Annotated in this window: 9 protein-coding genes; 7 read left to right on the forward strand and 2 right to left on the reverse strand. The window is 48.9% G+C overall.

The annotated features are described in order from the left end of the window. Nucleotides 1-90: 90 nt before the first annotated feature. Nucleotides 91-1,014: a homoserine kinase gene (locus tag EPV75_RS00395; RefSeq protein ID WP_128384088.1), complete on the reverse strand. Its 924-nt coding sequence runs from the start codon at nucleotides 1,012-1,014 to the stop codon at nucleotides 91-93. 109 nt (nucleotides 1,015-1,123) lie between these two features. On the opposite strand from EPV75_RS00395, the gene polA reads away from it, so the two are divergent. The 3 genes from polA (at nucleotide 1,124) to EPV75_RS00410 (ending at nucleotide 6,196) form a co-directional block, all read left to right on the forward strand. Further along, a complete protein-coding gene (gene polA / locus EPV75_RS00400) occupies nucleotides 1,124-3,964 on the forward strand; it encodes a DNA polymerase I (RefSeq protein ID WP_128384089.1) in 2,841 nt (946 codons plus the stop codon). A gap of 128 nt (nucleotides 3,965-4,092) precedes the next feature. After that, entirely contained in the window at nucleotides 4,093-5,373 is a 1,281-nt protein-coding gene (gene traF / locus EPV75_RS00405) for a conjugal transfer protein TraF (protein ID WP_128384090.1), read from the forward strand. Nucleotides 5,374-5,467: 94 nt separating this feature from the next. Further along, on the forward strand, nucleotides 5,468-6,196 hold the full coding sequence (locus tag EPV75_RS00410) for a hypothetical protein (RefSeq protein ID WP_128384091.1): 729 nt from the start codon (nucleotides 5,468-5,470) through the stop codon (nucleotides 6,194-6,196). A gap of 62 nt (nucleotides 6,197-6,258) precedes the next feature. On the opposite strand, the gene yihA is transcribed toward EPV75_RS00410, so the two are convergent. Then, nucleotides 6,259-6,891: a ribosome biogenesis GTP-binding protein YihA/YsxC gene (gene yihA / locus EPV75_RS00415; RefSeq protein ID WP_128384092.1), complete on the reverse strand. Its 633-nt coding sequence runs from the start codon at nucleotides 6,889-6,891 to the stop codon at nucleotides 6,259-6,261. Between the two features lie 181 nt (nucleotides 6,892-7,072). Here yihA and EPV75_RS00420 point away from each other — a divergent pair, with 181 nt between their 5' ends. The 4 genes from EPV75_RS00420 to EPV75_RS00435 all read left to right on the forward strand — a co-directional run bounded on the left by EPV75_RS00420 (nucleotide 7,073) and on the right by EPV75_RS00435 (nucleotide 12,607). Beyond that, nucleotides 7,073-8,992, forward strand: coding sequence for a cytochrome c biogenesis protein ResB (locus EPV75_RS00420; RefSeq protein ID WP_225972346.1), 1,920 nt, complete (start codon nucleotides 7,073-7,075; stop codon nucleotides 8,990-8,992). After that, on the forward strand, nucleotides 8,989-10,164 hold the full coding sequence (ccsB, locus tag EPV75_RS00425) for a c-type cytochrome biogenesis protein CcsB (RefSeq protein ID WP_128384094.1): 1,176 nt from the start codon (nucleotides 8,989-8,991) through the stop codon (nucleotides 10,162-10,164). The genes EPV75_RS00420 and ccsB overlap by 4 nt, the downstream gene beginning before the upstream one ends. A 12-nt stretch (nucleotides 10,165-10,176) precedes the next feature. After that, entirely contained in the window at nucleotides 10,177-10,800 is a 624-nt protein-coding gene (locus EPV75_RS00430) for a thiol:disulfide interchange protein DsbA/DsbL (RefSeq protein WP_128384095.1), read from the forward strand. Nucleotides 10,801-10,963: 163 nt separating this feature from the next. Beyond that, on the forward strand, nucleotides 10,964-12,607 hold the full coding sequence (locus EPV75_RS00435; protein WP_128384096.1) for an acetolactate synthase large subunit: 1,644 nt from the start codon (nucleotides 10,964-10,966) through the stop codon (nucleotides 12,605-12,607). Nucleotides 12,608-12,699 lie beyond the last annotated feature (92 nt).

Consider the following 12,699-nt stretch of genomic DNA (forward strand, 5'->3'; position numbering starts at 1 on the left):
AAAGTTACTGATTTTTCGATAGAATTTTTTAATTCCGGGGAAATAACAGGGTTGGATTTTCAGAAAATTTAGAGAGTTTTGATGCCAAAATCAATGCGAACGATGGGCCAGAAGCAGGCTTTTGAACACGTTAGGGTCTTTGATTTGCGTCATTTCGCCTTCTCTCGGCAGATGCTTGTCTTTCAAACGCGACAGGAAAAAACGCAACGCGCCCATTCGCAACGCGGCCGGCCAGGTTTGCTGCTCCAGTTCGGTCATCGGGCGCACTTGCTGATACGCCGCCAACACCGCCGCGGTTTTCTCCTCGCACAAGGTTAAATCCGGCAGTCGGCACCAATCATTCGCCATCACCGCCAAATCGTACAGCATGGTGGAATTGCACGCATAATACAGGTCGATGATTCCGGACAGTTCATCCCCATTGAATAAGGCATTGTCACAGAAAAGATCGGCGTGGATCACACTTTTCGGCAAGTGCGTCCAATCCTGTTGCGACTGAAAAGCGATTTCGGATTCGATCAAGTCGACCTCGTCCTGCGGCAAATGGGACCGAATCAATTCGAACGTCGATTGCATCCAATCCAAGCCTCGGTCGTTGGCGCGGAAAGCGTCATAATCCTGCCCGGCCAAATGAAACTTGGCCAAATACGTCGCCATCACTTCGCATTGTTTCAAGGTCGGGTGTTCCACGCCGGAACCGGTCAAACGCTCCACCAGCGCCGCCGGCTTGCCTTTCAGTTCCTTGAGATAAGAACCGTCACGCGTCGGTTTAGGGTGCGCGGTGGGAATGGCGTGCTCCGCCATAAACGCCATGATGTCGAGGAAATACGGCAATTCGTCAAAGCTGTGGTGTTCGAAAATGGTGAGGACAAAACGCCCGGCCGTGGTATCGACAAAATAATTGGTGTTCTCGATGCCGGCACTGATGCCTTCAAACGCAACCAGCGTTCCTTGGTCAAAATCCGCCAAAAACGCTTCCAAATCCGCTTGATTAACGACAGTGTAAACAGACATCCCAAACCGCCCTGAGAAAAGGTTAAAATTACGACAACTCAATCTTAACGGAACCCGGTTCCGCTAAACGGCGACATTTTAGCATAATCCTTTAGAGGCAACGCATTCAATGACTCAGATCCTACCCAAATTCAACCCCGACAGCCCTTTCATTCTGGTGGACGGTTCCTCCTACCTGTTTCGTGCTTTCCACGCCATGCCACCGTTGACCAACAGTGAAGGGCATGCCACCGGGGCGATTTTCGGGGTCATCAATATGATTGGGAAACTGCTGGAACAATACCAGCCTGAGCGCATTGCCGTTGTGTTCGACGCCAAAGGCAAGAACTTCCGCCACGACCTCTACAGCGAATACAAGGCGCACCGCCCGCCCATGCCGGACGAATTGCGCATTCAAATCGAACCGATTCACGACATCATCAAAGCGCTGGGCATTCCGTTACTGGTCATTGACGGTGTTGAGGCGGACGATGTGATGGGCACCCTGGCCCACCACGCCACCCAAGCGAAAATGGACGCTTTGCTTTCCACCGGCGATAAAGATATGGCGCAGTTGGTCAACCAGCACATCACGCTGGTCAACACCATGACCGACACCTTGATGACCCCGGAAAAAGTTGAAGAAAAGTTCCACGTGAAACCCGACCAGATTATCGACTATCTGGCGCTGATGGGCGACAGCAGTGACAACATTCCCGGGATTCCGAAATGCGGCCCGAAAACCGCTGCGAAATGGCTGGCGGAATACGGCGACATCGACAATCTCATCGCGCACGCCGACGAGATCAAAGGCAAAATCGGCGAGAACCTACGCGCCAACCTCGACCAATTAAAACTTTCCCGCGAACTGACCACCATCCGCATTGATTGCGATTTGCCGATCGCCTTGGCCGACATCAAACGCCATGAAGCCGATATGGACGCTTTGGAAACCCTGTTCGCGCGCTTTGATTTGCGTAACTGGTTGTCACGGGTGTTGAAGGGCGACCTGCCTTTCAGCCAGAGCAGTGGCCGTAAAGCCCACTCCGAGACCGTTACCAATGGCCATTCCCAAAAATCCGCCGCCACGGAAACCGATGGTGTGACCATTGAATCCGAACCCTATGCCACGATTTTGGACATGGCCGAACTGGACCAATGGCTGAAAAAACTCGAAAGCGCCGAGGTGTTTGCCATCGACACCGAAACCACCTCGCTCAACGCGATGCAGGCCAAAATCGTCGGCATCAGTTTCGCTTATGCAGAACCGGCCGAAAAAGCCGATAACGCCAAAAACAGCCAGGCCTGGCGAAATTTCGCGGCCTATGTGCCTTTAACCCACGATTACGACGGTGCCCCGACACAACTGCCTTACGACGAAGTCATCGCCAAATTGAAGCCGATTCTGGAAAATCCGGCCATTCAAAAAATCGGGCAAAACTTCAAATACGACTGGCACCTCTTTCAAAATGCCGGTATCGACGTGCAAGGCATCGCTTTCGACACCATGCTGGAATCCTACTGTTTCAACAGTGTCGCCACCCGCCACAATATGGACGATTTGGCACTGAAATACCTGAACCATTCCACCATTCATTTCGAAGACATCGCCGGTAAAGGGAAAAAACAGAAAACCTTCAATGAAATCGATATTGAAACCGCCGCGCCTTACGCCGCCGAAGACGCCGACATCACCCTGCAATTGCACCAAACCCTGATGCCGAAACTGCAAGCCGAGCCCAAACTGGAAAGCGTTTTCCGCGACATTGAAATGCCATTAGTGCCGGTATTGGCGAAAATGGAACACACCGGCGTCCGCATCGACCGCCAGATGCTGGCCGATCAATCTTATGAACTGGGTGAAAAACTCACGGCACTGGAACAAAAAGCCCATTTGATTGCCGGCAGCCCTTTCAACTTGAACTCTTCCAAGCAATTGCAGGAAATCTTGTTCGAAAAGCTGGATTTACCGATCATTAAAAAAACCCCGAAAGGCCAACCGTCCACCGCTGAACCGGTGCTGGTGCAACTGGCCGAAGACGGCCATGAAATGCCGAATCTGATTCTGGAATACCGCAGTCTGGCCAAGCTGAAATCCACTTACACCGATTCATTACCCAAGCAAATCAATCCGAACACCGGGCGGGTACACACCTCCTACCAACAGGCTGTGGCCTCGACCGGGCGTTTATCATCCACCGAACCCAACTTGCAGAATATTCCGATTCGCACCCCCGAAGGCCGCCGCATTCGACAAGCCTTCATCGCCGATGACGGGCACCAACTGCTGGCGGCGGATTATTCGCAAATCGAACTGCGGATTATGGCGCATTTATCGGGCGATGCCAGTTTGTTAAAAGCCTTTGCCGAAGGCAAAGACATTCACCAGGCGACCGCGGCGGAAATTTTCAATATGCCGTTGGAAGAAGTGACGTCCGAACAACGCCGTAGCGCCAAGGCCGTCAACTTCGGTTTGATTTACGGTATGTCCGCCTTCGGCTTGGCCAAGCAATTAAACATTTCGCGTGGCCTAGCGCAGGAATACATCAACCTCTATTTTTCTCGTTATCCGGGCGTGGCGGATTATATGGAAAACACCAAACAAAATGCCAAGCAGACGGGTTATGTCGAAACCCTGATGGGCCGTCGCTTATATCTGCCCGACATCAATGCCAAAAACGGGCAATTGCGTCAATACGCCGAGCGCACCGCCATCAACGCGCCTATGCAAGGCACCGCCGCCGACATCATTAAAACCGCGATGGTGAAAATGCAGGCCTGGCTGAATGAGACAAAGCTCGACATCAAAATGCTGATGCAGGTGCACGATGAATTGGTGTTTGAAGTCGCCGAGCAAGATATCGAATCGGCCAAAGCGGAAATCAAAACCATAATGGAATCCGCCTTAGCACTCGACGTGCCGTTGATTGTGGAAATCGGTCAAGGCAAGAATTGGGACGAAGCGCATTAAAACGGACTAAACAAGTGGTTTTTTGGTTTTTTTTCAGTAGAATCCTAACAGAGTAAAGAAAATTAACTGTATATACCAATAAACAAAAATACAGAAAACTTAAAAACTGTCTTTGGAGAATTTTAAACATGATCAAGCGTACCCCTCTGGCCGGCGCCATTCTGATGGCCACGGCGATGTCGGTTCAGGCCGCACCGAGTTCTTATACCCCAATTGCGTCCAATATCGGCTATGGTGATGCCTCCAACCCGAACACCCTTTACAGCCCATTGGCCAACCCGGCCAATAATGCGCTGACCGCGGCGGACATGGAAGGCTCTCGTTTCGGTTTGGGTGCCACGGTTCAAATTCAAGCGGAATTCGACGGCCTTGAAGGTTCCAAGGATTTCCTGGATGACAAGATTAAACCCATCCTGGATAAAGGAACTTATACTCCTCAAGATGCCATCGATCTTCAGAACCTGACCAATGAATTTTTAACCAAATACAACCACGGTAATTTCAGCACCATCGCTGGTGCCACCGTACCCTTAGTGGTCAAACACAGCTTTTTGGGCGGCGGCCTGTCCTTTGACTACACCCGTCAAGTCGGGGCCAAAGGCTACGTCATCAAACAAAATGACGTTTCCGCTTACGATAATGGCGGTAACTTAGCCATCTCCTCAGGCGATGCCGCTTTGGGTGTCGGCTATAAACAACTGGATGAATTCGCTGTCAGTTACGGTTTTGATGTATTGAAATCCGACAGTGGCGCCCTGTCACTCGGTATCACCGCCCGTTATTTGAACTTGATGTCCAATGTGAAACTGGTCGATTTCAGTGAAATTGCCGACGACAACCTGGGTAACAGCAGCAAAAATACCGACGACTACATTAAGGACATCGATTCCGGTTCCAGCGACAGCAACTTCACCGCGGACATCGGACTTAACTGGACCGGGCAGAATTACATGATCGGGGTGGTCGGGATGAACCTGACATCGCCTAAATTCGATATCAACAACAAGTCTGCGGCCGCAACTTCCGCCAGCTTCAGCAGTTACATCGATTCCAAATTCGAATTGAAGCCACAATATCGTATCGGCGCGCAAATTTTCTCCCAGAACCGTAAATGGACCTTGGCCGGGAGTTACGATTTAAACAAAGCCAACGATTTGAATAACGAAGACACCCAATGGTGGACCACCAGTGTCAGCTACGCCACCAATTCCGCCTGGTATATTCCGGATGTCCGTTTGGGTCTGCGCGGTAATATGGTCGGCACCGAATACACTTACGGTACGGCCGGTTTAACCTTTGGCTTCCTGACATTGGACGTGGCCTCAACAACGACCGATTTCAGCGGCATTTCGGATAAACAGAAAGATGCCGGTGCCATGGCGTCAGTAGGCGTTGAATTCGACTTCTAAACATATCGTTTATTAAGAAAGTCTGAACCCCTCTTCAAGATTCCCTTGAATGAGGGGTTTTTTGTTTATAATGCTCGAAAACGGAGTCAGACATATGTTGAAGAAAACCCTACCCTTTCTGTTGGCGATTCCCTCGGTCGGATTCGCTTCCGGCGCCAAAATCGATTTTTTGAATTTCGACAGTCAAACACAATTTCAGGACTTCGCTAAGGATTTGACCGGCGCTTTGTCGACCAAAACCCTCGAACCGGCCGAGCCGCTAGGTTTACCGGGGTTCGACATCGGCATTTCCTATAATATGTCCAATCTGAAAAACGATTCGATGGACCATGTCTCCAATAACGGCGGAAAAAGCATTGACACGATTACACTTCATGCGGTCAAAGGGCTGCCATTTGATTTGAATTTCGGTTTGGATTATTCCCAGGCGCTCAACAGTAATATCCAGGTTTGGGGGGCCAAACTCAGTTACGCGTTGATTGAAGGCGGGACTTTGTATCCAGCCGTTAATATCAGTGCGAATTACACCCAAACCACCGGCATTGATGCCCTAACCTTCAACGGTTATGGTGCTGAAGTCGGGGTTTCCAAAGGCTTTGCTAATTTCACCCCTTATGCCTCTTTGGGCATGGTCACGGGAAATGTTAAAGCGCGGGAAGACAATACCGGCGCGGCCGGACCGGATTTGCAAGACGAAACCGTCTCTATGCCGAAAGCGGCTATCGGGGTGAATATCAATCTATTGGTAATGGATGTCCTGGTGGCCTTCAACCAAATCGGTGAAGTCTCCACCTATTCAATAAAAGCCGGATATCGTTTCTAATCCAAAATATCCATTGAATATTGCCAGGCCTGGGCGTTTTTAAGATTCAGACAGTGAATCTATTAGGACGGCTCGGCCTTGGATTTCACCGGACGTTCGTATTCCATCCATTCATCCAGTTTCGACCAGACCTGCTCCAACCCTTGACGTTTCAAAGACGAAAACAATTGGACCGTGGCATGCGGATACTGTTCTTTCAATAATTGTTTGAATTTCAATAGGCTATTCTGTGCCGGGCCTTTTTTCAACTTATCACTCTTGGTGAGCAACACGTGCACCGGCAATTCCAACGATAAGGTCCAATCCAGCATCGTCAAATCGATTTCCGTCGGGGGCATCCGCGAATCCACCAATAAAATCAGACCTTTCAATGCATGACGGGTTTCAATGTATTCAGACAGGCTCTGTTCCCACGCCCGTTTGGTGTTCACATTCACTTTGGCATAACCATAACCGGGTAAATCCACCAGTTTGCGTTCGTCATCACACCGGAAAAAATTGATGAGCTGAGTCCGCCCCGGCGTTTTACTGGTTTTGGCCAAGCCTCGCTGGGAAGTGATGACATTCAAAGCGCTGGATTTACCGGCATTGGAACGACCGGCAAACGCTACTTCAAAGCCACTGTCTTCCGGGCAATGGTTAACATTCGGTGCAGAAATTAAATAACTGGCTTGTTGGTAAAGTGGGTGCTGCATAAAACTTCGATTATCCGTGCTGTTGGGCGTTCATTCTTTATCAATGGTTTGAATCGGTATATACTTTACAATCTTTTGTCTAACTGCATACAGAATATTGTTTATTATGGCCGATTTATCGAGTAATTCCAGCCCTTCAAGGAAGAAGAACCCCGGGGTTTTCATTCAATTTTTAGGTTCCATGAACCTGGCGGTCACCCTGCTGATGATGTTGGCGATTGCGTCCGTTATCGGGACGGTTCTGCAACAAAACCAAGCCTTTCAGGACTACATCATCAAATTCGGCCCTTTCTGGACCCAGGTGTTCAATCAGCTCGGCCTGTTCCATGTTTACGGTGCCGCCTGGTTTATTTTGGTCCTGTTGTTCTTGCTGGTCTCGACCGCCGTTTGCGTCAGCCGTAACGGGCCTTCGTTCATTAAAGACATGAAGCAATACAGCGAAACGCTGTCGTTAAACGCCTATAAACACCAACCGCATAACCTCACCTATACGCCGGAACATTTTGACACCGAAACCGCAGAAGCGGTCTTGAAAGAACAAGGCTTCAAAACCAAAATCCATCAACGCGACGACGGTGTTACCGTTGCCGGTCTGAAAGGCCGATGGAACCGTCTCGGCTACATTTTCACCCACGTTTCCATCATCATTATCTGTATCGGCGCCCTGTTCGACAGCAACTTGATGTTGAAATACCGTGAACTGACCGGTCAATTGGCTCCGGAAACCCGTTCGGTGCCACTGAGTCAAATTCCGCAGAAATCCTGGGTCGGACCGGAAAACTTCTCGTTCCGCGGCACCGTCAACATCGCCGAAGGCCAAAAATCGGATGTGCTTTTCTTACCGTACGAACGCGGTTTTCTGGTGCAAAAACTGCCTTTCACTCTGGAAGTGAAAGATTTCCGAATTGAATATTACGACACGGGTATGCCGAAATCCTTTGAATCGGATTTAATTTTGACGGCACCGGATCTGGATGAACCGATTGAAAAAACCATTGCCGTCAACCACCCGCTGTTCTATAAAAATTACGCCATCTACCAATCGTCATTTGGCGACGGCGGCAGTCTATTGAAATTGGAAGTCCATCCATTGTTGGCGCCGGAAAACAAACCATTGATTCTGGATACGGCCGTCGACAAAGTGGAACCGTTGAAAACGCCGATCGGCACTTTCCGAGTCGAATTGAACGATTTCAAGATGTTCAATATCGTCCCGGCCACCGAAGAAGAAAAAGCCAAAACCGGCAAGAAAATGCATAACAACGGTCCAAGCATCATTTTCAAAGTCCGTAACGATCAAGGAAAGGCTTGGGAATACGAAAATTACATGCAACCAAGCTTGCAGGATGACCGTTGGTTCTTTATGACCGGCATGCGCACCAGCCAGGCCGAACCTTTCCGTTATCTGTTTATTCCAGCGGACGAAAAACGTGGTAAAGAACGTTTCTTCAACTTCCTGGCGTTAATCAACAACAAAACCGAAACCACCAAGGTATTGGAAAATGCCTTCCCGAAACTGGACGGAATCGACGAACGCACTTATGAATTGCAAATTCGTCTGTTGAATCAGTTGATGGTGCTGTTCCGCCAAAAAGGCTTCAGCGGCATCACCCAATTCGTTCAGCAAAATGTGCCGGAAAAAGACCGGGAAAAAGTCGAAGAATATTACATCAACCAAACCAGTATCGCCCTGCAAACCTTGTATTTGTCAATTCTGGAAAAGGAAGACGTCAAGGAATTGGCCGATATCTCCGATTTCAACAAACAATGGTTTGAAGATGCCATCACCGTCATCAACAGTTTACCGAGCTACGGTCCACCGCTGTTTTTCGACTTGGCATCCTTTAAACAAATCGAGTCGACCGGTCTGCAAATCACCAAATCCCCTGGAAAAGATATCGTTTATTTCGGGAGTGCATTACTTATAATTGGGGTATTCTTTTTATTCTACGTTCGACAAAAACGGATTTGGTTGGTCTATTCGGAAACGGATAAAAAACTGACCATCGCCGGAAAAGATACCAAAGAGCTGCCTGAAGTGGCTAAAGAATTTGAACACGTTGTACAGGCGGTACAATCTAAACTACAGGTGAAATCATGAATACTATGAATTCTTCCGTTAATATGGAAATCTCGAAGCGAACGGTTTCAATCAGCGATTGGGTATGGGCCATCCTGGTCATCGGCGGGTCCTTTTATGCCTGGCAAGTCTTCGGACGACTCATGGATAACTATGAAATCGGCATTCTGATCGGTTCCGCCATCGGTTTGATCGCACTGGGACGTTTTTGGCAAAGTATCAAACCCCTGACCTACTCGGTCGCGGCCTTGAGCTTACTTGCGGTTTGGACTTACCAGACCCACGGTAATCAAATTGCCATTAACGAACAGGCATTTTTCCTGAAATTCCTGGTGTCCAGCCAATCCGCCATTATGTGGATGAGTGCCTTGTTTGTCTTAGCCACCGTCGCCTATTTCCTAGCCTTGTTCTCCAAATCGGATTATGTCGGTAAAGTGGCCTCCTTCCTGGCTTGGGCCGGTTCCACTTTCGGCTTGGTCGGAATGATGGTTCGCTGGCGCGAATCTTATCTCATCAACCCGGACTACGGCCACATTCCAGTCAGCAGTCTATATGAAGTCTTTATCCTATTCGCGGTATTGACGACATTGATTTACCTGTATTACGAGCAAAAGATGCGCACTCGATCCATGGGTGGTTTCGTTATGCTGATCGTCAGTGCATCCGTCGCTTTCCTGCTTTGGTATACGTTTGATCGTCAAGCTCATGTCATCCAACCATTGGTACCAGCCCTGAAAAGTTACTGGATGAAAATCCACGTACCGGCTAACTTCATTGGTTACGGCGCTTTCTCCATCGCGGCCATGGTTGGTTTGGCTTATCTGTTGACCGATAACATCAAACAGAAAAACCCGGATTCGTCCTTCCTTAAAACCATGCCGAGCTTGGAAAAAATGGACGACCTGATGTACAAAACCATTGCACTGGGCTTTGCTTTCTTCACCATCGCCACCGTTTTGGGTGCAATGTGGGCCGCGGAAGCCTGGGGCGGTTACTGGTCTTGGGACCCGAAAGAAACCTGGGCTCTCATCGTCTGGTTGAACTATGCCGCCTGGTTGCACATTCGCATGTCGAAAGGCTGGCGCGGTCGTCCAATGGCCTGGTGGGCTTTAGTCGGCTTGTTGGTCACCACCTTCGCTTTCCTGGGCGTGAATATGTTCCTGTCCGGTCTGCATTCCTACGGTGAGCTGTAAGTGAGGTTTTTCATGACAAAAGGATTCGTCACTTATGCCTTCTTCCTGCTTACCCTGGCGTTTCAGCCAGTGCAAGCCAATACCGACATGGGCATTGTTGAAGGCGTCGAATACAAGAAAGTGCCCAACCCGCAATCCATTGCACCGCATAAAAAATCGGTGGTGGAAGTCTTTTATTACGGTTGTTCGCATTGCTACAATCTGGAACCCAGCCTGCACAAATGGCTGGAAACCAAACCGAAAGACGTTCATTTCGAACGCATGCCGGCGGTGTTGAACAACCCGAATTGGGTCTTTATGGCGCGGGTGTATTACACGGCAAAGCTTCTCGGCATTGAAACGCAATTTCACAATCGGTATTTCGACGCCATCCAGCGCGATCGTAAACCGATTTTCAATGTCGATGCCTTGGCGAAATTCGTCGAACCGATGGGTGTGAAACCGGAGGACTACAAGAAAATGTTCAACAGTTTCCAAGTCAACAGCGCCATCGCCAAAGCGAAACAAAAAACACAGGATTACGGCATTGACGGTGTTCCGGCGGTTATCGTCAACGGAAAATACCTGACCGATGTACCCATGGCGTCTTCCCGTGAAGGGCTTTGGAAAGTGGTCAATACCCTCGTCAACAAATAATCTCTATCCGTTTGGAATGCTCGTAATCGGGCATTCTGCCCCCCCTCTCTTAGCTGAATTTTGCGCTTCTCCTGTTTTTACGTTTATAATCGTTAGAAACACAAAATTATTCAGAAATCACCAGGCCTGGTGATTTTTAACCATTTACAAAACGGAACCGTCAATGAAAGCCTCCAAACTCTTCGTGCAATGTCTTGAAAACGAACAAGTTGAATACGTATTCGGAATTCCCGGCGAAGAGAATATGGACATGATGGATGCCCTGTTGGACTCCAAAATCCGTTTCATTACCTGCCGTCATGAACAGGGTGCGGCTTTTATGGCGGACGTTTACGGCCGTTTAACCGGCAAGGCCGGTGTTTGTCTTTCCACCCTTGGCCCAGGTGCCACCAACCTGGTCACCGGCGTCGCCGATGCCAATATGGACAATTCACCCGTCGTAGCCATTGCCGGTCAGGCCGCCACCACCCGATTGCATAAAGAATCGCATCAGGTCGTGGATTTGGTCAATTTATTCAAACCCATCACCAAATACGCCACTCAGGTATTGGAACCGGAAATTTTGCCGGAAGTGGTTCGTAAAGCCTTTAAATTGGCGCAAGCGGAAAAACCGGGTGCGGCCTTTATCGATTTTCCGGAAAACGTCAGTGAAATGACCACACCAGAAAAACCTCTCCCGGTTGTGGAAACACGACTCAGTTTAGCAGATCATAAACTCATCGATAAAGTCGCCAACATTATTCAAAAAGCATCAAAACCTATGATTCTGGTCGGCAACGGTGCCGTTCGTGCCAAAGCCACTTCACAACTAGAAGCCTTTTCCAATCATTACCAGATTCCATTGGTGAATACTTTTATGGCCAAAGGTGCTGTGCCTCACTACAAAAATCCGTTGTCGGTCGGCACCGCCGGATTGCAAAAAGGCGACTATGAAAACGCCGGTTTTGCCGAATCGGATTTGGTGATTTGTGTGGGGTTTGATATGGTCGAATACCACCCACATCTCTGGAACCCGAACCGCGAACACACGATCATTCACATCGACACTTTCCCCGCAGAAGTCGATTACAGCTACATTCCCGATGTGGAATTAATCGGAAACATCGGTCGAAACCTCAAGGCTTTGACCGAAAGACTGCCGAAAAAAGAATCGGTTCCCACCCCTTTTCCATTACGCGAATCGATGATTCAGGAAATGAATCGCATGGGCGACAGCGATGCTTGGCCCATGAAGCCGCAAAAAATTATCTGGGATCTGCGGACAGCGATGCATAAAGAAGACATTGCCATTTGCGATGTCGGCGCTCATAAAATGTGGATGGCGCGTTTTTTCCGTTCCGAAGTGCCCAATACCTGTATTATTTCCAATGGGTTTGCCAGCATGGGAATCGCCGTTCCCGGAGCCATCGGAGCTAAACTGGCTTTTCCCGAAAAAGCGATTGTCGCTGTCACCGGTGATGCCGGTTTTATGATGAATGCCCAGGAAATCGAAACCGCACTGCGTTGTGAAACCCCAATAGTGGTCCTAATTTGGAATGATAGCCAATATGGTTTGATTAACTGGAAACAAAACCGTCGTTACGGCCGGCCCGCTTACATTGATTTCAAAAATCCGGATTTCGTCAAATACGCTGAATCCTTTGGTGCCACCGGTGTTCGAATCAACGCGGCCAATGAATTGCTCCCTGCGTTAAAAACCGCCTTAAATAACCATACGGTAACCATCATTGACTGCCCGGTGGATTATTCGGAAAACAGCCGTTTAACAGAACTGCTTGGAAATGTCATTTCGGAAATTGAATCTTGATGGCTGAAAAAAGTTAATAAGATTTTTTACTCATGAAAAATCCAAAAGGAACCTCTATACTAGGGTTTTCCATTCCAGTATTGCGGATATTC

Origin of the sequence: Hydrogenovibrio thermophilus (assembly GCF_004028275.1) — a bacterium.
Lineage (GTDB): Bacteria > Pseudomonadota > Gammaproteobacteria > Thiomicrospirales > Thiomicrospiraceae > Hydrogenovibrio > Hydrogenovibrio thermophilus.

Excerpts from the sequence above, each read along its gene's own strand:
- EPV75_RS00395 (WP_128384088.1), bottom strand. The coding sequence starts at position 1,014 with ATGTCTGTTTACACTGTCGTTAATCAAGCGGATTTGGAAGCGTTTTTG.
- polA (WP_128384089.1), top strand. The coding sequence starts at position 1,124 with ATGACTCAGATCCTACCCAAATTCAACCCCGACAGCCCTTTCATTCTG.
- traF (WP_128384090.1), top strand. The coding sequence starts at position 4,093 with ATGATCAAGCGTACCCCTCTGGCCGGCGCCATTCTGATGGCCACGGCG.
- EPV75_RS00410 (WP_128384091.1), top strand. The coding sequence starts at position 5,468 with ATGTTGAAGAAAACCCTACCCTTTCTGTTGGCGATTCCCTCGGTCGGA.
- yihA (WP_128384092.1), bottom strand. The coding sequence starts at position 6,891 with ATGCAGCACCCACTTTACCAACAAGCCAGTTATTTAATTTCTGCACCG.
- EPV75_RS00420 (WP_225972346.1), top strand. The coding sequence starts at position 7,073 with ATGAACCTGGCGGTCACCCTGCTGATGATGTTGGCGATTGCGTCCGTT.
- ccsB (WP_128384094.1), top strand. The coding sequence starts at position 8,989 with ATGAATACTATGAATTCTTCCGTTAATATGGAAATCTCGAAGCGAACG.
- EPV75_RS00430 (WP_128384095.1), top strand. The coding sequence starts at position 10,177 with ATGACAAAAGGATTCGTCACTTATGCCTTCTTCCTGCTTACCCTGGCG.
- EPV75_RS00435 (WP_128384096.1), top strand. The coding sequence starts at position 10,964 with ATGAAAGCCTCCAAACTCTTCGTGCAATGTCTTGAAAACGAACAAGTT.